Source organism: Pseudomonas sp. 2,4-D (genome assembly GCF_030418155.1).
Lineage (GTDB): Bacteria > Pseudomonadota > Gammaproteobacteria > Pseudomonadales > Pseudomonadaceae > Aquipseudomonas > Aquipseudomonas alloputida.
In genome coordinates, this window is sequence record NZ_JAUHUI010000016.1 from 50,786 (window position 1) to 74,063 (window position 23,278).

A 23,278-nucleotide genomic window follows, 5' to 3' on the forward strand; every position below is an offset into this window, starting at 1 on the left:
ATGAAGTCGCCTTCAACGTTCGCCGAAAGGCTGGGCTTCAGCCCACGAGACAAAGGCCGTCACTGGATCGGTACGGTTGATGCGGTACAGGAAGCGTTAAGTCGCTGATAGACGGGGCGCGCTCGGCCCAGCGGCTCAATGGCCGTTATCAGCGGGCATGCCAAAGGCCCGGAGTTGGTAATCCGTGACGGCTTGGAAGCTATGCTCCGCCAGAAGCCTCAGTCGCTCCAGCTCAGCCCCCGCGACTCCGTCAGCCTGAGCTTGGTGATACACCTCCAGCGCCTCAACGGCCTGGCTGTACAGAGGGTCATCAGGCAACAACACCTTGCTGAGGTCTTTCTTCATCACCCTCTCCGCTTTGTCTGACCTACCCCTTTGCGATTGGGGTGCAGTTAGCGAGCTCAGTCAGATAAGCCTGATGATCCCGGACAACCGTGTCCAACGTCTCCTGGTTTAGGAACGGTGGGCGTGGACGGGCCATCTTGCGTTCGTAGGAGCTCGGGGGAGTCTTCTTCGGCTCATGGAAAATTTGTCGAGTCACTCCAACGAATCTCAGGCAGGTCGGTTGAGGCAAGCATACATCGACATCCCTTCACCATGGCTATCCCGCACTGTTCCGTGCCAGCATTACTCGACCTAGGAAGCGTCATCAGAGAAAGATAGTCGATGAAGAATGTGAGGCTCATACGACATGGCGAGAGCGCCGCGAACGCAGGCCAGCCTACCAGGGATCACGCGAGTATTCCCCTCACCGCAAAAGGGCTGGAGCAAGCCCATATGGTCGCTAGGTCATTCACCAGAGCCCCTGATCTCATCGTTGCTTCTCCGTTTCTTCGCGCCCAGGCAACCGCTCAGGTGACGGCAGCCCTCTACCCCGCTGTTGCCTTCGAAACCTGGCCGATTCAGGAGTACACGTACTTGGCGCCGGCCCGATGCGTCGATACCACGATTTCACAGCGACGCGGCTGGGTTGAGGCCTACTGGTCAAAGGCTGATCCGGCTCTCTGTGATGGAGAAGGTGCGGAGTCATTTCTTGATTTCGTGGCCAGGGCTATGCATTTCCTTGACCGACTCGCAGACCAACCGGCCAATGACATCGCGGCGTTCGCGCATGGTCAGTTCATCAACACAGTGGTTTGGCTACTCGAGCGTAAGCATAGGGAAATCGATGGCGGAGCAATGCGTGATTGGCGGGAATATGAGATCGCCAACCACGTGGAAAACGGCCAGGGATACTCCATCTACAGATGCTCAGGCCAATGGAGAATCGGTCAGTGAGGAAGCGGGTGACCTCCCCAAAACCGTAGCCCAAAAAATTAAATCGGATTACCTGCTCGAAGGTGGATGGTTGATCGGATGACACTGGACTGGCGATCCCAATCAACAGAAACGCAGAGGTTATCCATGATCAAGAAGACCGTTTCCTTCGCCTGGACAGCTGGTGGTGACTCCTACCACTTGCAGCAGGCTCGTAAGAAGTTCTCGGAGCCCGAGTACCTGAACGCTCTGGCCCAGGCTATCCAGGACGTGAAACCCGGCACCTGCTTCCGTGACGCTATGCGCCAAGCCATCACGGTGGATGAGTACACTGTCGGCGTGCTCGGCGGCCAGGAACTGGGCAAACGCACTCGGGCAATCCTCGAAGACCAACCTGCCGCCGCTCCTGCCCGGTAATCAGATATGGGAAAGATGATGAGCGACAAAGGACAAGAGAGGCTTGCTCAAGGATATCTCGCTCGAAAAGATCGAGCAGTTCAAAGCATCCAAGAAATCCTAGGCCTCGACAAGCAAGCGTATCAAAACTGGCTTGACAGCATGACGGCAGATGACCGCTCTACCCACGACGAGGAAGTCGGACGGTACATGGAGCTTTGCACGATCATGTATGCCCTGCGTCCGCAATGGTCGGGTCAGCTTCAACTGGCTGCGCCAGAGGTGACACCAGGCAAAGATCAGGCTAGCTACATCGGCCCACTTGGAAAACTTCTGGATGGAGCCATCAAAGATGGCAAGCCTGTACCTCAATATCTGCGAGACGCAGCTGATCATATTTCCGAGCTGAACGACGCAAGAAGGCGCTTCCTCGTAGAGCTGCTGAATCAATTGCGTCCGCAAGAGAAGGAGAAATACGGTGGCCTCCTAGCTAGCTGCGAGGCGATGCTGAGTGCTCTGCCAAACATCAAGCTCGGCGAAACCCTGGAACACCTGGATCTGTGCTGGAAATTCCGATACGAAGATATTAATGAGCTGTTGGCACATGTGCCTATCTTCGACCCTCGGACTGAAGCTAAATGGCGACACCAGCGGGTCACAGCTAAAAGCAAGGAAGCGGTTCGGATTGTCCTCAAGGGCGTCGAACCCAGCAAGGACTCACTTGCTGCAAAGCTGATGTTGTCGAGCATGCTCAATCGATATCACTGGGAATTTCTGGAGCTGGAGCGCTATGAAGAAATCGCAGTTTCGAACCTGCAGCGCTTGATTGAAGGCCTACAGGCAATTGGAGACGACCGCGTCCCAGCCGACCTCGGAGAGGAAGAGTTCAGGGCTTGGCTGATGGATCGCTTTTCTGGCCCGCAATTTGGGGAAGAGCGGGCTTGGCGCTCGTTGAAGAACATGCATTTAGACCGGGCTTACGATCAAGCAAAATGGATCATGGACTGGGAAAGAATCGACTTCATCAAGCACGAGGTCAGCGAGAGCGTTCTTCATAACCTGTGCGTTCTGAACGTGGTCTGGAGCTACTGCATTCGCGAAAAGCATGACCTGCGGATTGCTGATATCAAAGACTATGACCTCGTGAATATGCGAGAGATTCAGACCGGGGAGCAGGTGCCACTGACCAGGATCAAGTACCAGCAGAGACAACTGAACACAATGCTTCGCAGCCTTCAGCATGAAGCGCTGGATACCGAGAAGCTCTGGATCCAGACCGATATCAACAGAGATCTCCGCACCCACCGAATGCAGTTCATCAGATCAAGCTTCAAGGACACTACGTTGAGCGAGTGGAAAGCACTCTCAAAATATGCAATGGGAATCGCTCTCTACAGGAGATGATCCTCAGGCAGGTTGAGTGATGCAATTGGGCTCGATACCAGCTGCAACTGGGTCTACGCCCTGCCGACGACGGGGCATGCAGAAGCGACGGTTATCGCAAAAAACAAATCGGAAACCCTGCCAAATCTGCCGAAAATCTGCTGTTTAAATACGGTTGCCCTGAAAAATGGAGGGGGGCAACCAATGATGAAAACTGATCTAAAAAGAATCGTGCGGGATGTGGTCATTGCGGTATTGAGCGCCTACATCGTGGCACTGCTGCAGGCTGGTGACCAGCCCAAATCCGACACGGATCGCCCGCCCCGAGTCATGTACGTCCAGCACCAGGAGCCGGCATATGCCGGCGACCAGGTCTTGGTGAGGATTTGATGACGGACGACCGCGCTATGCGGTCGCTGGCACCTTATCGGGGGCGACTTTGCTGCCAACGAAAAATTCGCGATTGCCACGAAGGAAATACTTGTTCGACTCCTTCTTGCGGCCTCCTTCCTCGGTCTGCTCCTTGCCGATATTCATCAGCAGCCCGGTGCTCACGAGGAAGGCGTTTGCAGCGGGGATCCGCTTCTCAGGCACTCCAGTTTTCTTGTTTATCGTTTCGAACGAACACATGCTGTGGAACGAGTAATTGTCGCGGTTCGCCGCGTAGAACAGGAACAGCTTCAGGGCATCAAGCTCGCACTTGGTGCGCTTGTGGAAAAGCTGGAAGGCCTCGATGTGCCGCGAACGTGTGTTGTACAAGGTTCGCGCTGGCAGCTTGCACCAGTTACCACCAGGTTGGAAGTCAGGGAAAATGTAGCGATTGTTGCGTCCCTCCTTCTCTACCTGAATCCGTTCTGTGAGCACTAACCCCTCGACTCCCTCGGCGACGAGCGCCCGGCTCAAACCAGTAATCTCACTAAGCCGGTTGTAAGTCTCTTCGCATACCAGTTGAAGCTGATCGTCCCTCCATACCTCTTGCTGCTGCGTCAGCATCGCTATGTACAGCTGCAGCGAGGCGATGGCCGTCGATCCACGAACGGTGGACTTATGGCTCCAGCCGAAACTCTTCAGTCCGCCTTCGCGCAGCCAAACAGCTGGAGTGCGCACCCAAGGCAACATCCTCATTTCGACACCCCCAACAGACCAATGACAACAAAAGCCGCAAGCACGGCAAACGACAAGACAAGAGGAACCAGTTTGTCAGCGCGGTCAGCAAGCTTATGCAGCGAGTCCAGCAATTTTTTAACGGTGTTCATTTTGCAGCCCTCAGTTAATCGATGACCGCAGTCTGATCCTCCTTCACACGTGTTTCTAGAAACAGGTGTCCCAAAATTATCAACAAATTTTAATTTTTTATCAGTAAAATCAATATGTTACAAACGAATAAATCGGTATTCCGAAAAGGTAAATCAGTTCATAAGATCGTATTTTGGTTGATTTTTGATCATTTTCATACCCATTTTGTAGCTCATGGAACCTGCTTCGACCAAGTGCTGACTTCTTCAAATCGCCCATAACATTTGCCCCTGAGCTTCGCCTTTGAAGACCTGGAATAGCCCACGCACCATCGCTCATCAGTGAACGCTACTTACAGTAAACCGTCCAAAGCTCATCCATCTTGGTGGTGAAGCTCTGGCTCATCATTTCTCGCCGCATGCCCCAAGAAGGATTGATTGGCACGCTTGCCAGGCGCATGGTGCCGCGCCCCCAACGGGCATTCACGGTGTCCAGGACACCCATGAGTTTTTCACTCGCCTCAGGCTGTGAGGCTGTGAAGAGGTCACCTGTGATCTCCCCACGCTGGCTCAGGTCGAGCAGCAGCACCTCGGCCTTGCTGTATCGGAAGCCTTCACGATAAACACGCTCCACACCCTCTAGGGCTGCCTTGGTGAGAAGACGAGTGTCGTCGGTGGGATACGGCAACTCTACAATCACCCCGTTCGCATACTTCGCCTCGTCTGGATTGAACATGCCGGTACGGATGCTGACCCGAACGCGCTTGCACATCGACTTCTGGGCCCGCAATTTTTCAGCGGCACGTGATGCGTATGTGGAGACAGCCTCCCGGATCGGAGCCAGGTCTGTCAGTCGCTGGCCGAACATTCGACTGCAGCAGATTTCCTGTTTAGGCGGGTTCGGTTCATCCAAATCCAAGCACGTGGTGCCTGCGAGTTCTCGGGCTGTCTTTTCGACCACGACACTGAATTTCTTCCTCAGCGTCCAGGCGTCTGCATGGGCCAACTCCCAGGCGGTACGGATGCCCATCGCCTCCAGGTGCGCCGACATACGTCGACCAATACCCCAGACGTCAGACACATCGCACTTTTTGAGCACCCAGTCGCGCTTGATCTTGTCACGAAGATTGACGACGCCACCCGTGTAGCTCTGCCATTGTTTCGCCGCATGGTTAGCCAGCTTGGCCAAGGTCTTTGTTGATGCGATGCCTACACCCACCGGTATGCCGGTACGACGATACACCTCCGCTCGGATCTTCCTGCCAAGCAGCTCGAGATCTCCAGGCATGCTGGTAAGATCGGCAAAGGCTTCGTCGATGCTGTAGACCTCAGATGCCGGCACCATGGACTCGATGACGGTCATGACGCGCTCGGACATGTCACCGTATAACTGGTAATTGGACGAGCACGCCACGATACCGTGCTTGCGGAGCTTGTCCTTGATCTGAAAAAAGGGCTCACCCATTTTGATCCAGGGCTTGGCGTCAGCTGAGCGAGCGATTACACAGCCGTCGTTGTTGCTCAGAACGACGACGGGCTTGTGCCGCAGTTCGAGCCGGAACACCCGCTCACAGCTGGCGTAAAAGCTGTTGCAGTCGATCAGGGCGAATACGCGATCAGAGCTTGGCATGGCTGCGCACGCTGTACGTCACCACACCCCAGATCTCGAGCTCTTCACCCTCCAACAAATACTTGGAGGGATAGCGCGGGTTCTCCGAACGCAACACGACTTGGCTGCCCTCTCGAGCAAGGCGCTTGCACAGAGGCTCACAGTTCACCGCAGCGATCACGATGTGGCCTGGCTCTGGCGGTATGGAGCGGTCGACCAGCACAAGATCTCCAGGGTAGATTCCAGCACCGATCATGCTGTCGCCTTCAACCCTGACGAGGTAGATGTGTGGGGCTCGAATGTCGAAGAGCTCGTCCAGGGAGAGCCGCTTCTCCATGTGGTCTGCAGCAGGAGACGGAAAGCCTGCCGGCACTTGAAATGAGTACAAAGGGAGCTCTGTGGTGCTGGGGTTGAGCGAGCCAAGGAAAGTGATCATGACGAAAACGCCTTACTGTATATGCGTACAGTTAAGCGTTTTGATGGCACCTGGTCAACGTCACCTGGTCAGCTCATGAAAGCTGAGGAAAATTCAGGGCGATTTTCTGAGGGGATCTGTGATGGTTTCAGCCATGCCCTGCATAGCTCGCACCACGCGCGGCCTGCTGATTGTTTCTGCAGGAACATTCGTAATCAGCTTCGGCGCGTGTTGAGAAATTGCAGGTGAGCCGAGTTTTCTGATGGGTATCGTAAAGGTCGTAGCCTGCTCCAAGAGCGGTGGGAAGGCCGGTGCGACGAGGGAAGATTTCTTTCTCCACTGGTACAGCAGGAACCACAACAAATCGTGTCTGCATGATCATCCCTCTTCCGGCAGTATCTTAGTATTAGTACCGATATGTGAAAGCATCAAGACCGCTCATACTGTGGCTGCCGGACATACCGGGAATCATCTACAGGCGGCAACCCAGACCTGCCGAGCTAGGCTTGTTGATTGGATATTCAACAGGATGGGTGGGTGTCGCGAACAATAGGCACAACGTGCTGAACGGGGTTGTTCATACCCATGGATGCAAGGCAAAAAAATGCCCCGGCAGTACCTCACCGGGGCCAAGTTCCATATGCAACCTTTAATGGCTCCGTGCCGTTTCCAGCTCGGCTCGCAGCGAATCCACTGCCGCGACGATCACTCGCGCTGTGGATAACACTTTCGCGCCTGCAGGACTGAGCAGCGTTCGCCGTGATGCACTAACGAACAACTCGACGCCCAGTTCTGCCTCCAGCGCGTTCAGATGCTTGGTGACAGCCGGCTGACCAATGCCGAGCTGTGCCGCAGCGGCGCTCACTGTTCCCAGGTCAACAGTCGCCAGAAAGCTTTCCAGCTTGGTGACGTTCATGTGTTTCACCAGGCCTACAGGTCGAGCACGAGAAGCTTGGACTTCGCACGCGAAACGCACGCCGTCAGACAGCTACCTTTTTCGGAGTCGTCGAGGATGTAGTCCTGATGGTCGACTTCTCCTTCCAGATAACGAATCTTGCAGGTGCCACACAGCCCCGACTGGCATGAAGTCTCGACTGGGTAACCCGCATCCTGGAGCACCTGCGCGAGATTCTCGTGGGCCTGGACGACGATCTCTTCGCCAGTGCTGGCTATGCGAGCGACGAACGAACCATTGCTCTGCTCCGCGCTTGCCGGCTCAGGTGCTTTCACGGGTGCCTTGAAGTGCTCAAAGTGAACTGTGCCAGCAGGCCAATGAGCAGCGGCTTCCTTGCACGCGTTCATGAAGCCTGCAGGCCCGCAGTAATACACGTGGCAACCTTCGGGGGCGTCTTTCAGGAATGACTGTAGGTCGAAGCTCTTGGAGGGATCCCCGCCATCGAAATGAAGGACGACCTTTCCTTCCCCGATCAGCTCTTCCATCTCCTCTGAAAACGCAGCGAATTCGGGGCCTTTGCAACAGTAGTGGAGCTCATACTCCTGCTTCGCCGACTCCAGTGCATGCATCATCGATTTCATGGGCGTGACGCCGATGCCACCGGCCAAGAGGATGGACTTGCGAGCTTCCTTGCTCAGCATGAAGTTGTTACGCGGCACACTGACCCTCACGGTTTCGCCGACATGCAGCTGATGAACCGCGATGGAGCCGCCAGTCCCTCGCTCATCACGCAGTACACCAATCACGTAGCGATGAGGCTCGGCGGGCGAATTGCTCAGCGAATATTGCCTGACCATTCCATTGGGCAGATGGATGTCGATGTGTGAGCCGGCTGTAAATGGTGGAAGCGCACCACCATTCGGATCAACGAGCTCGTATGAGTTGATCCCCTGGGCTTCGCGGGTAACGCGACGGATCAACAGTTCCAGCAACGCTGGGTTGGGATTTGCTAAAGATGTCATCGTCATCACCTCTCACCAAGGCACGGGAGCCCCAGGTAGCCCAGGGCCCGCGCTTTCTTCTTATTGTTCTTTGAAGCTCTGTTCCAACTGCTCGAACCGTGCCGTGACGAAATCCGCACGCTCCTTGCCCTTGAGCTTGTCAGCTTCGGTGAGGATGGCCACTGCCTCCCTTGCGAGCTTGCGGCGATTGATAACCTCTTGTTCCGGAGTCGCGGCTCTGGGCATGTTGAACACGTTGCCGGTGCAGTAGCTGTTCGGCTCACCGCCCATGTCACGCAGCCACTGGGCGAAACCAGCTGCCGCAGCTTGCGGGTTGGTGCCACGGATGCCATCGCGCAGCATTTTGCGGAACGCATACAGGCCGGCGTCGAACTTGGTCGGGTTCTCCAGCGAGTGCACCGCAATTGGACGTTGGCTGATGATGGCCTCGTAGTCCCCTGGAGCGTACTGAGCTTCCTTGTAATTGTGACGTTCACGGTGGTTGGACGGAATCGGTGGAATGTCTTCGAGCTTGTATTTGCCGAAGCGCTCTGGACGACGCATGGCCACCTGGCCTTCCAAGAAGTCGATGGTCTCGTACCCGACCATGCTCTTGTCACCGACGCCACGGGTGTCGATGCCTGGGCCCATGACGCGCCAACCAATCATCTTGGAGTTTTCGTCATCCACAGGGACAGTCCAGCGGACGATGTGGAAGCGGCTGAACAGCTTCTTCGCCGAACCGTCTTCCGACGTGTAGGCATGCAGGCTGAGGTTCGGCAGCACCTGGTGCTGAATGCGCAGGAACATGCGGTCGTCGTTCACGCGACGAGCGCCGGCACAAGCCAGACTACGACCCTGGTGAACCGGGATGAACTGCATGTCCGGAGCGACTTCCATCGAGGCGGCGCCGACTTCGTCGAAAGTGGTGCCCTGGAACTGACCGCCCACAACGTTTTTCGCAGAGTGCAGGGCCGTGGGGTGGAAGTTGTCAGCCGCGTTGTCCTGCACCTGCAGCCAGTTGCAGTGCTGGAAGTTGCTGTATGGAACCAGCTCGTCGCCTTCCATCACAGTGAAATTCTGCTCCCATTCTGGGAACGGTGGCTCTTCATCAGGCGGGCCCATGTAGGCGAACACCAACCCGTGACGCTCGAACGCCTTATAGGCACCCTGGCGGATAGAGCAGGCATATTTCTCGCCTTCCTTTTCCTCGCCGGCAGGGAACGGGACATGGAGGCAGGCACCATCCACATCGAAGACCATACCGTGATAGCAGCACTTGATGCCCTTCTCCTGAATGGCACCGTACTCCAGCGAAGCACCACGGTGGCAGCAGTGGGCATGCAGCACACCTACTTGGCCGCTACCGTCGCGAAATGCCACCAACTCTTCGCCCATGATCTTCAGGAAGCGAGGCGTATCGGTGAGCTCCAACGACATGCAGACCGGGTGCCAGAAGCGACGCAGGTACTCGCCAGCTGGCGTGCCGGGGCCGGTTTCGGTCAGCTCTGGGTCATGGTTCGGAGTGTTGTTGGTGTAGTAGCCACCGTAAGCGATCAGCTTCTTGGGAACGGCAGCGCCGTTGCCGCCTGCACCACGTTGATCATCATGCTTATCGAATTTCTCAGTCATTTTCATTGCCTCAGGCTTATTGTTAGATACGGGATACGGTATTCGTACTCTGTATACATATTGTTCGAACGCAATGTTGCTACGGGTACTGCTTGTGTTCCTTGGGGTATCAGTTGATGGCTTTGTCGACCAGAGCGCCTGCCTGGATCCACGGCATCATGCCGCGCAGGCGCTCACCGACCACTTCGATCTGGTGACGTTGCAGCAGGCTACGCCGGGCAGTGAGCGTGGGATTGCCTGCCTTGTTTTCCAGGATGAAGTCCTTGGCGTATTCGCCATTTTGAATACTGGTGAGCAGTTCACGCATTCTGTCCTTGGTCTCAGCCGGCACGATCCTCGGCCCGCTGACGTACTCGCCGAATTCGGCGTTGTTGGAGATGCTGTAGTTCATGTTGCCGATGCCGCCTTCATAGATCAGGTCGACGATCAGCTTGAGTTCGTGCAGGCATTCGAAATAGGCGAGCTCAGGCGAATAGCCGCCTTCCACCAATGTTTCGAAACCGAGCTTGATCAACTCGACGGTGCCACCGCAGAGCACGGCTTGCTCACCAAAGAGGTCAGTCTCGGTCTCCTCGCGGAAGTTGGTTTCGATGATGCCGGCCTTGCCGCAACCAATGGCAGAGGCGTAGGCCAGGGCCAGTTCGACTGCATGGCCGGAGGTGTTCTGCTCCACGGCGATCAGTGCCGGGACACCATGGCCTGCTTGATAAGTCGAACGCACGGTGTGACCGGGCGCTTTAGGCGCGATCATGATCACATCAAGGTCGGCGCGAGGCTTTACCTGACCGTAGTGAATGTTGAAACCGTGGGCGAAGGCCAGGGTGGCGTTGCGGCGCAGATGCGGCTCGACGTCGCTGCGGTAGACATCCGCGATCAGCTCATCAGGAATCAGCATCATGACCAGGTCTGCCTGGGCAACGGCCTCAGCAACAGTGCTCACCGCGAGACCGGCATTCAGCGCCTTCTTCGACGACGCCGAACCCTGACGCAAACCGACGATGACATCAATGCCACTGTCACGGAGGTTCTGGGCGTGAGCATGCCCCTGAGCGCCATAGCCGATGATCGCCACGCAGAGCCCCTGCAGCAGGCTCAAATCAGCATCTTTATCGTAGAACAGCTTCATGTCAGTCAGACCTTCTTGTTTTTGTGTTCGGGATTTCGTGCTCTGTACTCTGTATACAGAGTTCACAGTCTTGACCTACACTGAACGGGAGTCAAGGAAAATTTGAATGACACGGGAGAAAGTGGACAATGCAGCTTTCAGTGGGGGAAGCCGATCTTCGGCGAGGTCTATCAATGACAAGCACGCTCAAGCGTATCCAGTCGCGCACGGACTACGTGGATGAGGTTTACAAGGCTCTGCTCGATGCCATCAGCGACGGCTCGCTGGCACCCGGCGCACGCCTGACGCAGGAAGAAATCGCCGAGCAGATGAACATCTCCCGGTCACCTGTGCTGCAGGCGCTGAGGTTGCTCAAGAAGGATGGCCTTGTTCAGGATGCTCCAGGGCGAGGCCTGCTGGTGACCCCCTTGACGACGGACTCGATTCGTAACCTCTACCAGATTCGAGGAGCACTAGATAACCTCGCAGCGAAAATGGCTGCAGAGCAGAAATTTCAGATGGATCAAACGTTGATCAAACGAGGCCGCAAAGCCTCGCAGGGCAGAGATATCAAGGCAATGATTGATGCTGACATGGCGTTTCATACGGCAATTTACGAAGCTTCTGGCAATCCGCTGATAGCTCAAAGCGCCCAGGTCTACTGGGTACACTTGCGCCGCGCCATGGGCGCTGTGCTGCAGTCATCAGAGCAGCGTGAGGCGATTTGGAACGAGCATGAGGCGATAGCGAAAGCTATTGCTGCCGGAGATGTAGTAGCCGCAGGCGAATTGACCGACGTACACACGACCCATGCTAGAAAAAACCTCCTTGAGCGCCTCAGCCACCTACTAATGGCATGACTGCAAAGGTGCCCAAGCTCTCGGGCACCAAGGTAGGTTTTCTAATGACGGGTCTATAGGGGTTCGAATACTGAGTTATAGCTCAGTCCTCGGGCCTGTCGGCTTCAGCCATTCCTACCTGCTTTACTCGATAGCAATCGCTCCGTCTGTATAGCTGTGCCCGCACACCGGATCCGTTGTGGAATGGTCTCCCATCTGGGGAATCCAACGCCTGCTTATTTTACAAAATGAGTCCCTAAAACTGATGATCTTGGCCTTCCATCTTTAATGGCACTGGGCTATCGTCCATGGAAACCTAAATCCATGAGTTGCAAAGGGACTGACCATGCGTTTGAGTAAGGTACGAGTTCAGAATTATCGAAGCATTATCGATACCGGCGAATTTGAGATCGAGCGGTTAAAAACGATTTTGGTTGGCCCAAACGAAGCAGGTAAAACTGCAATTCTACAAGCGATCCAGCAAATCAACGCACCAGAGGGTGTTAAAGGATTTAATCCACTTCGCGACTACCCAAGAGCAAACTACACACAGATTAGTCGAGGCGAGCTAAGCGCCGAAAACATCGAAGTAGTAAAAGCGACCTTTGCATTGGAAAAGACCGAATTAGATCACGCCCCCGAAAAAATCAAAGGACAGCCACTCAGCTACACTTTCACAAGGTACTTGGACAATAGCTGGCGGCACAGCTTAATTGGAGTCGCCACCCCCTATTTGAAAGACATCAAGAATGACCTGCTCCGGCTGGCTGCCCATCTGGATCGGGATATTGCAGAGGGCTCGCCTAAGGCCCGAACAGAAGCACTCAACAAATTAATCAATAACGTGTCTCAGTTCAGGTACTTATGGTCTGTGGCCGAGATCTTGAAGCCGTGGCTTGACGAGATGCTACCCTACGTAGATGAGGACAACGAAAAAGAGGTTGCCCGCTGGGAAAGCATCGTCACCGCCCTGGATGATGATGTAGAGATTAACAAATTCCGCTTACACCTCCAGAAAAACCGCCCAGTTTTTGTGCTTTACAGCAACTACTTCCGCGTTAAACCGATCATCCACCTGGGAAATCTAGCTAAACGGCTGGAAACCAATAACTTAGATGACGAAGCCTATGACTACGGCAATGTCTGCTTGCTAAAGCTACTTGGATTCACAGCCCAAGAGCTCTCTGACCTCGGCAAAGCATCTGACCCCAGCCATACCACTACTGACCTTGAAGCTTACCGGGCAAAACTTGATCAGCGGGGGTATGAACTGAATGCCGCGAGCGTAGAACTGACCCAGCAAATCGTTAAGGTATGGAATCCTGATGATACAAAAGCCGAGGCCAGTAGACTTAAGCTGAATGCAGATGGCCAGTACCTGAAGGTTGTAGTAGAGGACAATATCGGAGTAGAGGTGGAGCTCGACCAACGTTCCGAGGGCTTCCAATGGCTGGTCTCGTTCTTCATTGTATTCTTTGCGGAAGCGAAGGGTAAACACAAGAACACCGTCCTACTCTTGGACGAGCCTGGCGTGAGCCTTCATGCGCTGAAACAGAGAGAATTTAGAAAAACCATTTCGTTGCTCGCCGATGAAAACCAGACGATATACTCAACTCACTCCCCGTTCCTGGTTGGCCCGGACGAACTCGACTTAGTAAGAGTGGTAGAGCTGACAGATAGAGCTGTCGGCACTCAGGTTCACACAACTGTTTCCTCCAGCGATCCTGCGGCCCTGCTGCCGCTACAAGAAGCGCTAGGTTATGACTTAGCTCAAAGTCTTTTTGCTAGCCAAAGGAACCTAATTCTTGAGGGGCTCACAGATTACTGGTACGTCGAAGCGATTGCCAATCTGCTCAAGGAGGGCGGAAAAGCGGCTCTGCATGACAAGATCTCGCTAGTGCCAGCTAATACCGCGAGCAAGATCGTATACTTCGCAACCATCCTAACCTCACATAACCTTAAAGTGGCGGCGCTGCTCGATTCAGACAATGCGGGGGATCAGGCTGCCCGTCAGGAAACGTTGGTACATCGCCTTGGCAGTAAAAGGATTCTCCGAACGTCAGACTACGCAGTACCCAAGATCGAACATGCAGAGATCGAGGACTTATTGCGAGAGACATTGCCAGCGGTCGCTAAAACCGACCTCAATTGGGACATTGACAGTGCCTTGGCTAAAGCTTCCGACAAACCCATCATTGACGTTTTCCAGAGAACAATCGGCAAGGACTTTTCCAAATACAAGCTGGCAAAAGCCTTCCTCAAATGGTCGCGCGACCACTCTTTATCTGACCTGGCACCACATGAGATCGAAGGCTGTACAAACCTCATAACCGCTATCAACGCTGCGCTCAAATAACCACGGATAACAAAGGGCGCCCGTCGACCGGGTGCCCTTGGCAAAGTAGTTATCGATTGACGATGGACTTCGGCATGATGAGGCAGATGAACGCCGCGAAAATCAGCGAGCCTGCGATGCAGTACAGCGCCAGGTCAGTGGATGAGGTGACATCTTTCACCCAGCCGATCATGTAGGGGCTGATGAAGCCAGCCAGGTTACCGACCGAGTTGATCATGGCGATACCCGCCGCAGCCGCAGCACCACCCAAAAATGCGGGAGGCAGGCACCAGAACTGGCAAAGCCCGGTCATGATTCCCATGGTTGCCAACGACAGGAAGACAAGCGAAACCGCAGGGTTACCCGACGTCAGGGTGCTGAGCACCAGTCCTGTCGCGCCGAGCACTGCCGGCACAGCGGCATGCCAACGACGCTCCTTGCTGCGGTCAGCGCTACGACCGGTGAAGATCATCGCTGCGGTAGCGAACGCATAAGGGATGGTGGTGAGCAGCGACACCGTGGAGGCTTCCTGAATGCCCGAGCTTTTGATCAGCGATGGCAGCCAGAAGCTGACACCGTATAGCCCCATCATGAAGCCGAAGTAGCCTGAGCTCAGCACCCATACCCGCTTGTTGCGGAATGCGCCGAACACCGAGTGCACTTCCTTCGTCCCACCCTCTTTCTCCAAGTTACGCTTCAGCGTTTCTTTCTCGCTCGCAGACAGCCACTTGGCATCGTCGATCTTGTCCTGCAGATAGAACAGCACGACGACACCTGCAATGATCGATGGCAGCGCCTCCAGGAAGAACAGCCATTGCCAAGCCGAGTGCCCCATCAAACCATGCGTAGAAGCCATGATCCATCCAGACAGAGGGCCACCAATGACGCCCGCCATCGGTATGCCGGTCATGAACATTGCGGTGATCTTGCCCCTGCGGGACGGCGGGAACCAGTAGGTCAGATACAGAATGATGCCGGGGAAGAAGCCAGCTTCTGCTAGCCCGAGCAGGAAGCGCAACACGTAAAATTGCGTCGGCGTTTGAACGAAGATCATGCTGGCCGAAAGGATGCCCCAGCTGATCATGATCCGGGCGATCCAGCGTCTCGCACCTACCCGGTGCAGAATGATGTTGCTCGGAACTTCAAAGATGAAATAACCAAGAAAGAATATCCCGGCACCCAGACCATAAATTGTTTCACTGAACTTCAACTCATCTAACATTTGAAGTTTAGCGAAGCCAATATTCACTCGATCAAGGTAGGCAAACACATAGCAGATAAAGAGAAACGGAATAAGTCGCAAGGCCACACGGGTATACAATTGGGACTCAGCTGCTGAATCCTGGACGGCATAGGGTGCCTCTAGAGTATTAGACATGATGCCAATCTCCGAATGATTTTGTAGTTGTAGGCGTCGAATTGTGCAGCAGCGCCTTTCCAGGTTCGGCGCTGCTGCAGGGAGGGTCAGGAGAACATGTCCGGCTGTTCTGCCACGAGTTGGTCGTAGATGGGTTGGAAATGGAGCCAGCCAATGAAAGGGCTTCCCACGTTTTCACGGCTGTAACGGCAGCGCTCAGGCGATACCAGCTTCGGCGTGATGCCGCTGGCTTCGATCAGCAGTTGCTGCTGGCAGCACCGCTCCAGCGCAATGAACCAGAATGCGGCTTCGTCGATGCTATGCCGGCTGGCGGTGAGCAGGCCGTGGTTCTGGTGAATGGCCGCACGCACATCCTTGAAGTATTCGCTGACCGACTTGCCGGCCTTGGCCTCGACTGCAACGGCGCCGGCCTCTGCAGTGATGACGACGTGGTCTTCAAAGAAAACTGCCGCATCCTGGGTGATAGGCGGAAGTGGTCGCCCGGTTGCAGCCCACGCCCCACCATAGATCGTATGGGCATGGCACATGGCGACGATGTCAGGATGCGCTTCGTGAACGGCGGCGTGCAGAACGAAGCCGGCCCGGTTGATCGCGTAGGTGCCCTGTACCACCTTACCCTCGTGATCCGCGAGGATCAGATTGGACAGCTTGACCTGGGAGAAGTGGACGGCCATTGGGTTCGTCCAGTACAACTCCGGGAATTCCGGGTCGCGTACTGTCAGGTGACCAGCGAAACCGTAATCGAGACTGTGTTTCGCGAATGCACGGCAGGCTGCAACGAGATGTTTCTTACGATACTGCCGCTCTTCTTCGTAACTTTTAAAGTCGGGAATTTCCGGAAAGATCAGACCCTGCTGTTCAGGTTGATAAACCGAAATGCGGCGCTTTCCGTTAGATGCTGGTTCAATCCGCAGCAAGGGATCCATAGTGCCAACCTCATCTTTTATTGTTTTTGGAGACCCATAGTTGACTTTAGGCGTATGGATTGACAAACGAAGGCTTTTCACCCAAGGTTGAATTAAATTTAGCCTAACCTAATAATAATGAGAAAGATTCCTAACTTCGCCGCAATCAAAGCATTTGAAGCTGCTGCGCGCCTGGAAAGCTTCGTTGCCGCCGCCGATGAGCTCCATCTATCCGCCTCGGCAGTTAGCCACCAGGTCAGAAAGCTGGAGGCCACTCTGGGCATGGAGCTGTTCAAACGTCAGCCTCGCTCGGTGGAGTTGACGATCCAGGGGCGGGCGCTTGCCCAGCGCTTGACCGTCGCGCTCGACGGCCTGGAGTCTGCACTTTCTATGTGGATGCCGAGCGCCGAGCAACTGCACCTGGCCGTTCATTGCTCGCCAAGCTTTGCTTCCAAATGGCTTTCACCACGCCTCGCTCGCCTCGTCAGTGAACCCAATCCGCTTCATATCCGCCTCACTTCCAGCGCCACGCCGCCTGAGCTCACCCGACACGAGGAGATCGACATTGCGATCACCTACGGGGCGCCGATCCAGCGGGTGGGCGTGATTGCCGAACCTCTGGGGTTGGAGACTATCGCCCCAATGAGCTCGAAGCAGTTCTTCGACGCTTCCCAGACGCTCGAACCGCACCTGCTTAAGCCTGGCTCACTTATCGACTCCCAACTGAGCCCAGTGCGCTGGAGCGACTGGTTCCGCCATGAAGGGGTTGCCGAACGCGCAGACTTGGGCGGTTTGTCGTTCGACCGTGCCGCGCTCGTCCTCTCCGCCGCAGCGGATGGGCTGGGTATTGCCCTGGAGTCCACCCGTCTGGCAGAGACAGAGTTGCGCCAAGGCTCTCTGGTCGTACTGAATGGACATCAGCCTCCCTTGCAGCGGGAGATGCATTTCCTCTGCTACCGTGGCTCGATGAAAGGGAGCCGCAAAATTGAGCGGTTCAAGGAATGGATCATGAACCAGATCCATGAAGCTTGATGCTCGCCCTTCACCGCTCCACTGTCAGCAGCAACGGCTAACCCTAGGCCCCTGCAATACCCGTATTCATCCAGATCATCAGCCCGGTTAGGGTAGCCAGGGAACCCAGGGTAGAGATCAGGATGGTGCGGGAGATAAGCCCTGCCTCCCGACGATAGAACTCAGCCAGCATGAAGGGCCCAGTACCGGTGGGCAAGGCGCTGAGCAACAGCGCGGAATTGGCCCACATCGACTGCAGCGCGAAGACTTTGAACGCCAGGAACCAGGTCAGCAGCGGCTGTCCCACGAGCTTGATGGTGACCAGCGGCCAAGGGTTGCTCTTCCCTCCAGTCGACTTGACCGTTTTCTGGCCCAGGAACAGGCCAAGCGAAACGAGAGCACAAGGCGTGGTAGCCGTAGCGAGCATGTCGAGGAAGCTCATGACTGGGTGAGCCAGCGGAATACCTGTCATCGCCCAGACAGCCCCAGCGATGGGCGCAATCACCAGAGGGTTCTTGGACAGCGCCTTCACTACGACCCCTACTGCTCGGCCGAGATGCCGCTCTTCCTGCAAGCCGATTTCGATGCAGATCACCGCAATGGCGAAGAGCAGGCACACAACGATGATCGTCGAAATGAGCGCCGGTTGAAGACCTGGATGGCCGAATACAATCGCACACAGCGGAATGCCGATGTAGCCAGTGTTCGCATAACCAGCGCTCAAGCCGTCGATGCTTGAAGTGGCAAGGCTATGGCCGGTGCACAACCGCCACACCAAAGTTGCGACGAAAATGGCCAGCGTGCCGGCACCGAAGGAAATGATGAAGCCCGGCTGCCAAATTTCAGCCCACGACGCGGTCGCGGTCACCTTGAACAGCAGCGCGGGTAGGCAGAGCCATACCACCATCTTGTTGATCTCGGAGGCGGCCTGGTCTCCGAGTCGGTTGGTCTTGCGGCAGATGAAGCCTGCGAGGATGAGGGCAAAGATGGGCAAAACGATTGCAAGGACGGTGTACATGACTTCCACGTTTGGAGGGGATTTTAGGCCTGTATAGATTAAAATCGCCGACCAATGCAGTCCAATGACTATAAAGTAGTAAATCGATACCTCTGGAGCATCAATGATCGAACATCGCCATCTACGCTACTTTCTTGCCTTAGCCGACCACCTGCACTACGGCAAAGCATCAGCGCAGGTAAACGTAGCGCAGCCCTCGCTGAGTCGGCAGATTGCCGATCTTGAATCCCAGCTAGGCTGCCGGCTGTTCGCTCGCACCTCCCGGTCGGTGGAGCTCACCTCAGCAGGTTACGAATTTCAACGAAGCGCGCAGCTGGTCATACAGGCTATGGACTCGGCGATTCGCTCCACTCAAGCTGTCGCTCGGGGCGAGAAGGGAGAGTTGCGTATCGCGTTTACGTCCATGATCGCCTGGTCAGGCCTACCCAAGATGATCAAGGACTACGCCGCTAGCGCGCCTGGTGTGAACCTGGAATTGAGCGAGTTGATACCGAGTGCGCTGATGAAAGCGGTAGAGACGGGAGAATGCGACATTGGGCTTACCTTCACAGCCACGGTTCAGCCACCGTACCAATTTCGGGAATTGCAACGTGAGTCCCTCAGTATCGCATTACCGGCTGATCATCCGCTGGCGGGCAAAAAGTCGGTAACAGTCCAAGACCTTACTGATGAGCCCTTCATCTTGAGCCCTCGCGATACCGCCTCCGCCCTGCACGACACAATCTTCAAACTATGTCGAGACAGTGGATTCGAACCCCGCGTGCGGATGTACACCCAGCTGCAAGGGACGATAGTCAATCTGGTTGGTGAAGGTCTTGGCGTCTCGATCATTCCGACGTCCATGTCGAAATCGAATCCAGACTCGGTTCGGTTCATTCCAATTACCAACGCACCCGAGATCACCTTGGGGATGGTCTGGAACATGGAGAACTCCAACCCATGCCTTTCCGCCTTCATTCAATCGGTCGGCGCCCGCCTTGATCAGCCATGATAGCTCGGCGGGCATCGATACTCGATTGCTAGCGGTTCACCACCGATTTGGGCATCGCCAGGCAGACCACCGCAGCACACAGCAGCGCAGCCGCGATGCAGTAGAGCGCGATGCTGGTAGAGCCAGTGGTGTCTTTCACCCAGCCGATCAAGTAGGGGCTAATGAACCCAGCCAAGTTGCCGATGGAGTTGATCATCGCGATCCCTGCCGCCGCCGCTACACCGCCTAGGAATGCAGGCGGATAGCACCAAAACTGGCTCATAGCAGTCATCACGCCCATGGCCCCCACCGAGAGAAATGCCACCGTCAACATGGGGTTTTGCTCTGTGGTGGTGGCGAGCACCAACCCCAAGGCGCCGATCACCGCAGGCACCGCCGCATGCCAGCGACGCTCAAGCACATTGTCCGAATGCCGCCCGGTCATGACCATGGCAATCGTCGCCAGGGCATACGGGATAGTGGTCAGCAGCGAGACTTCCGCCGCACTCTGAATACCCGAGTTCTTGATCAGCGATGGTAGCCAGAAGGTGATGCCGTTCAGGCCCATCATCACGCCGAAGTAACCTGCACTCAGCAGCCACACCTTGGGGTTGGTGAAGGCGCTGAAAGCAGAGTGTCCATGGTGCGACTGGTCTTCTCCCTGAAGATTACGCTTTAGGACGGCTTTCTCTTCCGTGGTGAGCCACTTGGCATCGTCCGGATTGTCACGCAGGTAGAAGAGGACGACGAAGCCGGCAATGATCGAAGGTATTGCTTCGAGGGCGAACAGCCACTGCCAGGCTGAATAGCCATGCCACCCGTGAGTGGTCGACATGATCCACCCCGAGAGTGGCCCGCCAAGCACACCCGCCATGGGGATGCCAGTGAGGAACATCGCAGTGATTTTCCCGCGCCGGGAAGACGGGAACCAGTAGGTCAGGTAAAGGATGATACCGGGGAAGAATCCGGCCTCAGCAACCCCCAGCAGGAATCTCAGCATGTAGAACATGGCGGGCGTTTGTACGAACACCATACAGGCTGACAGTACACCCCAGCTGACCATGATGCGGGCGATCCAACGACGAGCGCCGATCTTGTGCAGCATCATGTTGCTCGGCACCTCAAAGATGAAGTAACCGAAGAAGAAGATCCCGGCCCCAAGGCCGTACACAGTCTCGCTGAACTTGAGTTCGTCGAGCATCTGCAACTTGGCGAAGCCGACGTTCACCCGATCCAGGTAAGCGAACACGTAGCAAAGAAAGAGAAAGGGAATCAGTCGCAGGGTTAAGCGCGCGTACAGCTTTGACTCGTCCGGAATGGAACGCGAATCGGGGACGCAGGCAGCATCAAGAGCATTAGGCATCTGCCTATCTCCAGTCATTGTTATTGTGCGGTAAGGAAGAGGCGCCGCCCGGACGGACAGCGCCAGAGGGCGTTACGAGAACATGTCAGGCTGCTCAGCCGCGATCTTGTCGTACAGCGCCTGGAAGTGCAGCCAGCCAATGAAGGGGCTGCCCACGTTTTCACGGCTGTAGCGGCAACGCTCTGGCGAGACCAGTTTCGGTGTGATGCCAGAGGCTTCGATCAGCAACTGCTGCTGGCAGCAACGCTCCAGGGCAATGAACCAGAATGCGGCTTCATCGATGCTGTGACGGCTCGCGGTCAGCAGGCCGTGGTTTTGGTGAATAGCAGCGCGCACGTCCTTGAAGTAATCGCAGACGGCGTTACCGGCCTTGGTCTCCACCGCAACGGCACCAGCCTCTGCTGTGATGACGACGTGGTCTTCAAAGAAAACGGCAGCATCTTGGGTGATCGGCAGCAGCGGACGCCCGGTGGATGCCCATGCGCCACCGTAGATGGTGTGAGCGTGGCACATCGCAACGATGTCTGGATGCGCTTCGTGGACGGCAGCGTGCAACACGAAACCGGCACGGTTGATGGCGTAATCACCCTGAACTACTTTGCCCTTGTGGTCGGCCAGGATCAGGTTGGACATCTTGACTTGTGAGAAGTGAACGGCCATCGGGTTCGTCCAGTACAGCTCAGGAAACTCTGGATCACGGACGGTCAGGTGACCGGCAAAGCCGTAATCGAGGCTGTGCTCAGCGAATGCGCGGCACGCTGCCACCAAGTGCTTCTTGCGGTACTGACGCTCTTCTTCGAAGTTCTTGAACTCAGGGATCTCGGGGAAGATGAGCCCTTCCTGTTCAGGCTGATAAATCGAAATGCGCTTCTTACCGCCTGCGGTTGGGTCAAGTTTGAGTACCGATTCCACGATTACCACCTCTGGTTATTGTTTGGGGTGACGTCATGGTCTCGATCTGGCGTGGGGGTGACAAACGATCCGTTTTCAAGCAAGGCTCAATAAAATTCAGTCTTGGCTGTTTGGCATCTACGGCATGAAGCTGGCGTTACGAAAACTCTCGAGGGCCTGATCGCAATTCAGCCCTTGAAACGCAAAATGCCCTGGAGCGAGTAAACGCCAGGGCACATTGCACTGATGCTGCGATGTAGCGTCGGAAGGGTGTCAGGCGTTTTGCATAGCTCTGACTTTGTCAGTGGTAATGAGCTCACCACCGATGCCCCACTCACCGCTCTTCACTTCTTCAAAGATGACCCAGGTCACACCACGCATTTTCTCGCCTTCAACCGAGACCATGGCGTCGGTGATCTTGCTGATGATCTCTGCCTTCTGCTCGGTAGAGAAAACACCTTCGATGCCTTTCACAGTTACCAATGGCATAACATACTCCTTCAGTTATTGGGTTATTGCGATGATCAATACGCCTGATTAAGCCTGGTAAGGCGCGTAGTCCGTGTAGCCTTTTGCCCCGATCACACCGTAGAACGTGGAATGATCGCTGGGGGCCAGAGGCCAACCGTTTTGCATCCGCTCAACCAGATCGGGGTTGGCGATGTAGGGGGTGCCAAAGGCGATCAGATCGTGATTGCCGTTCTGCAGCTCCGCTTCTGCCAGCTCAGCGGTAAAGCCACCTGCACCAATGACCGTGCCCTTGTAGAGCGAGCGGAACTGCTTGTAGAAACCATCCGGGAATGGAACCGCGTCCAGTGTTGGCTGGTAGTTCAGATGGACGAAGGCCAATTCGCGCTCGTTCAATTCGGCAGCAACACTGTTCCAGGTTGCTTCCTCTTCCGGGTACGGGCGAAGGTCATACAGGCGCCCAAACGGCGAGATACGAACACCGACACGGAAGCTGCCAATGGCATCAGCAATCGCGTCGACCGTTTCCAGCAAGAAGCGCTGTCGGTTTTGAATCGAGCCGCCGTACTCATCGGTACGCGTGTTGATTTGGCTGCTCAGGAACTGGTCGAACAGGAATGCGTTAGCCGCCATGAGCTCCACACCATCGAAGCCCGCATCCACTGCTCGCAGTGCGGCGGCAACGAAGTCTTCGGTCACGCGGTGGATCTCATCCACAGTTAAAGCACGCGGGACACTCGGTGCGACCGGGCCAGCCACACCGGGTGCAGTCCAGGCGTAAACCGTAGTGCCCACAGCAGGCTCGGCACTTGCCGAAACAGGCGCTGCGTTGCCAGGCTGCAGCGATTCGTGAGACATCCGGCCTACATGCCACAGCTGGGCGAAGATCTTGCCGCCTTTAGCATGAACGGCATCAGTTACCTCGCGCCAAGCGCGGGTCTGCTCGTCGGTGTAAATGCCGGGGGTGTACAGGTAACCGCGCCCCTCGTCGGAGATCGGCAGGCCTTCAGTGATAATTAGGCCCGCCGAGGCCCGCTGCGCGTAGTACAGCGCGGTCAGCTCGGACGGCACATTGTCTTCCGTCCGGGTACGGGTCATTGGGGCCATCACAACGCGGTTGGCGAGTTTGAGGCCTTCCAGGTCGTAAGGAGTAAACAGCTTTTTCATGATCT

25 protein-coding genes are annotated in these 23,278 nt (G+C 55.7%); 8 read left to right on the forward strand and 17 right to left on the reverse strand.

Going from position 1 to position 23,278, the window contains the following annotated elements:
• Positions 1–135: 135 nt before the first annotated feature.
• Positions 136–345, reverse strand: coding sequence for a hypothetical protein (locus tag QYE47_RS13760; RefSeq protein WP_301159081.1), 210 nt, complete (start codon positions 343–345; stop codon positions 136–138).
• 321 nt (positions 346–666) lie between these two features.
• On the opposite strand from QYE47_RS13760, the gene QYE47_RS13765 reads away from it, so the two are divergent.
• The 4 genes from QYE47_RS13765 (at position 667) to QYE47_RS13780 (ending at position 3,426) form a co-directional block, all read left to right on the forward strand.
• A complete protein-coding gene (locus tag QYE47_RS13765) occupies positions 667–1,278 on the forward strand; it encodes a histidine phosphatase family protein (protein ID WP_301159082.1) in 612 nt (203 codons plus the stop codon).
• A 126-nt stretch (positions 1,279–1,404) separates the two neighbouring features.
• Positions 1,405–1,674, forward strand: a complete 270-nt coding sequence (locus QYE47_RS13770) for a hypothetical protein (RefSeq protein WP_121757813.1) — start codon at positions 1,405–1,407, stop codon at positions 1,672–1,674.
• Positions 1,675–1,692: 18 nt separating this feature from the next.
• Positions 1,693–3,057, forward strand: coding sequence for a hypothetical protein (locus QYE47_RS13775; RefSeq protein ID WP_301159083.1), 1,365 nt, complete (start codon positions 1,693–1,695; stop codon positions 3,055–3,057).
• A 12-nt stretch (positions 3,058–3,069) separates the two neighbouring features.
• A complete protein-coding gene (locus QYE47_RS13780; RefSeq protein ID WP_301159084.1) occupies positions 3,070–3,426 on the forward strand; it encodes a hypothetical protein in 357 nt (118 codons plus the stop codon).
• 15 nt (positions 3,427–3,441) lie between these two features.
• On the opposite strand, the gene QYE47_RS13785 is transcribed toward QYE47_RS13780, so the two are convergent.
• The 9 genes from QYE47_RS13785 to ilvC all read right to left on the reverse strand — a co-directional run bounded on the left by QYE47_RS13785 (position 3,442) and on the right by ilvC (position 10,949).
• Entirely contained in the window at positions 3,442–4,143 is a 702-nt protein-coding gene (locus QYE47_RS13785; RefSeq protein WP_301159085.1) for a DNA-binding protein, read from the reverse strand.
• Positions 4,144–4,157: 14 nt separating this feature from the next.
• Positions 4,158–4,292, reverse strand: coding sequence for a hypothetical protein (locus tag QYE47_RS13790; protein ID WP_281869234.1), 135 nt, complete (start codon positions 4,290–4,292; stop codon positions 4,158–4,160).
• Positions 4,293–4,620: 328 nt separating this feature from the next.
• Positions 4,621–5,901, reverse strand: a complete 1,281-nt coding sequence (umuC, locus tag QYE47_RS13795; protein WP_301159086.1) for a translesion error-prone DNA polymerase V subunit UmuC — start codon at positions 5,899–5,901, stop codon at positions 4,621–4,623.
• The gene (locus tag QYE47_RS13800) at positions 5,888–6,316 is read right to left on the reverse strand and encodes a LexA family transcriptional regulator (RefSeq protein ID WP_301159087.1); all 429 of its coding nucleotides are present in this window, start codon (positions 6,314–6,316) and stop codon (positions 5,888–5,890) included. Before QYE47_RS13800 ends, umuC begins: the two co-directional genes overlap by 14 nt.
• Before the next feature lie 127 nt (positions 6,317–6,443).
• The gene (locus QYE47_RS13805) at positions 6,444–6,677 is read right to left on the reverse strand and encodes a hypothetical protein (RefSeq protein WP_301159088.1); all 234 of its coding nucleotides are present in this window, start codon (positions 6,675–6,677) and stop codon (positions 6,444–6,446) included.
• Between the two features lie 267 nt (positions 6,678–6,944).
• On the reverse strand, positions 6,945–7,211 hold the full coding sequence (locus tag QYE47_RS13810; RefSeq protein ID WP_021783614.1) for a LysR family transcriptional regulator: 267 nt from the start codon (positions 7,209–7,211) through the stop codon (positions 6,945–6,947).
• 14 nt (positions 7,212–7,225) lie between these two features.
• The gene (locus tag QYE47_RS13815) at positions 7,226–8,218 is read right to left on the reverse strand and encodes a PDR/VanB family oxidoreductase (protein ID WP_009681436.1); all 993 of its coding nucleotides are present in this window, start codon (positions 8,216–8,218) and stop codon (positions 7,226–7,228) included.
• A gap of 54 nt (positions 8,219–8,272) precedes the next feature.
• Positions 8,273–9,823, reverse strand: coding sequence for a Rieske 2Fe-2S domain-containing protein (locus tag QYE47_RS13820; protein WP_009681437.1), 1,551 nt, complete (start codon positions 9,821–9,823; stop codon positions 8,273–8,275).
• Between the two features lie 109 nt (positions 9,824–9,932).
• Positions 9,933–10,949 (reverse strand): ketol-acid reductoisomerase, encoded by a 1,017-nt coding sequence (gene ilvC, locus QYE47_RS13825; RefSeq protein WP_301159089.1) that lies wholly within the window; start codon positions 10,947–10,949, stop codon positions 9,933–9,935.
• 173 nt (positions 10,950–11,122) lie between these two features.
• Between ilvC and QYE47_RS13830 the strand changes: the two genes are divergently transcribed.
• Together QYE47_RS13830 and QYE47_RS13835 are read left to right on the forward strand one after the other, a co-directional pair.
• Positions 11,123–11,788, forward strand: a complete 666-nt coding sequence (locus tag QYE47_RS13830; protein ID WP_033690048.1) for a GntR family transcriptional regulator — start codon at positions 11,123–11,125, stop codon at positions 11,786–11,788.
• 325 nt (positions 11,789–12,113) lie between these two features.
• Complete coding sequence (locus QYE47_RS13835) at positions 12,114–14,123, forward strand: AAA family ATPase (RefSeq protein ID WP_301159090.1); 2,010 nt, start codon at positions 12,114–12,116, stop codon at positions 14,121–14,123.
• A gap of 49 nt (positions 14,124–14,172) precedes the next feature.
• On the opposite strand, the gene QYE47_RS13840 is transcribed toward QYE47_RS13835, so the two are convergent.
• Together QYE47_RS13840 and QYE47_RS13845 are read right to left on the reverse strand one after the other, a co-directional pair.
• Entirely contained in the window at positions 14,173–15,480 is a 1,308-nt protein-coding gene (locus tag QYE47_RS13840; protein WP_033690039.1) for an MFS transporter, read from the reverse strand.
• Positions 15,481–15,566: 86 nt separating this feature from the next.
• On the reverse strand, positions 15,567–16,406 hold the full coding sequence (locus QYE47_RS13845; protein WP_046784304.1) for a class II aldolase/adducin family protein: 840 nt from the start codon (positions 16,404–16,406) through the stop codon (positions 15,567–15,569).
• A 117-nt stretch (positions 16,407–16,523) separates the two neighbouring features.
• Here QYE47_RS13845 and QYE47_RS13850 point away from each other — a divergent pair, with 117 nt between their 5' ends.
• Entirely contained in the window at positions 16,524–17,417 is an 894-nt protein-coding gene (locus tag QYE47_RS13850; protein ID WP_206405767.1) for a LysR substrate-binding domain-containing protein, read from the forward strand.
• Positions 17,418–17,460: 43 nt separating this feature from the next.
• Here the strand turns inward: QYE47_RS13850 and QYE47_RS13855 are convergent, their stop codons facing one another.
• The gene (locus tag QYE47_RS13855; protein ID WP_206405766.1) at positions 17,461–18,414 is read right to left on the reverse strand and encodes an AEC family transporter; all 954 of its coding nucleotides are present in this window, start codon (positions 18,412–18,414) and stop codon (positions 17,461–17,463) included.
• 103 nt (positions 18,415–18,517) lie between these two features.
• Here QYE47_RS13855 and QYE47_RS13860 point away from each other — a divergent pair, with 103 nt between their 5' ends.
• On the forward strand, positions 18,518–19,405 hold the full coding sequence (locus tag QYE47_RS13860; protein WP_206405765.1) for a LysR family transcriptional regulator: 888 nt from the start codon (positions 18,518–18,520) through the stop codon (positions 19,403–19,405).
• Positions 19,406–19,433: 28 nt separating this feature from the next.
• Here the strand turns inward: QYE47_RS13860 and QYE47_RS13865 are convergent, their stop codons facing one another.
• From QYE47_RS13865 to QYE47_RS13880, 4 genes are all read right to left on the reverse strand, one after another.
• Positions 19,434–20,747 (reverse strand): MFS transporter, encoded by a 1,314-nt coding sequence (locus QYE47_RS13865; RefSeq protein ID WP_206405764.1) that lies wholly within the window; start codon positions 20,745–20,747, stop codon positions 19,434–19,436.
• 72 nt (positions 20,748–20,819) lie between these two features.
• Positions 20,820–21,659 (reverse strand): class II aldolase/adducin family protein, encoded by an 840-nt coding sequence (locus QYE47_RS13870; RefSeq protein ID WP_009681448.1) that lies wholly within the window; start codon positions 21,657–21,659, stop codon positions 20,820–20,822.
• 252 nt (positions 21,660–21,911) lie between these two features.
• Positions 21,912–22,127, reverse strand: coding sequence for a 4-oxalocrotonate tautomerase family protein (locus QYE47_RS13875; RefSeq protein WP_206405763.1), 216 nt, complete (start codon positions 22,125–22,127; stop codon positions 21,912–21,914).
• A gap of 48 nt (positions 22,128–22,175) precedes the next feature.
• The gene (locus QYE47_RS13880) at positions 22,176–23,273 is read right to left on the reverse strand and encodes an alkene reductase (protein ID WP_206405762.1); all 1,098 of its coding nucleotides are present in this window, start codon (positions 23,271–23,273) and stop codon (positions 22,176–22,178) included.
• Between the last annotated feature and the right edge of the window lie 5 nt (positions 23,274–23,278).